The organism is Pseudoalteromonas sp. S3260 (assembly GCF_005886925.1).
Taxonomy (GTDB): Bacteria; Pseudomonadota; Gammaproteobacteria; order Enterobacterales; family Alteromonadaceae; genus Pseudoalteromonas; species Pseudoalteromonas tetraodonis.
Map to the genome: position 1 here is coordinate 1 of NZ_PNCV01000410.1, position 246 is coordinate 246.

The 246-nt window shown below is 40.7% G+C and carries 1 protein-coding gene; it reads right to left on the reverse strand.

Annotated elements, in window-relative coordinates; translation table 11 throughout:
• A partial coding sequence (locus CWC14_RS18990; RefSeq protein ID WP_212746578.1) for a secretin N-terminal domain-containing protein occupies positions 1-246 on the reverse strand: 246 nt, incomplete at both ends.

The following is a 246-nucleotide window of genomic DNA, read 5'->3' on the forward strand; positions in this document are numbered from 1 at the left end:
CAAAAATCACTCTCGCTACTGGTTTGAATATTTGAGCCGTTAAGCTGTTGAATATTTCCAGAGCCACTGTTGTTGCCATTATTGTTATTAATAGCGTTGTTATTACCGCCATTATTGCCACTAAAGTTGTTATTTCCGTTGCCACTGTTGCCGTTATTATTCTGATCGTAATCGCTCACACCGCCAGAGATGACACTGACATTCGATACACCAAAGCGACGCATCATCAGATAGTTTACCGCTATA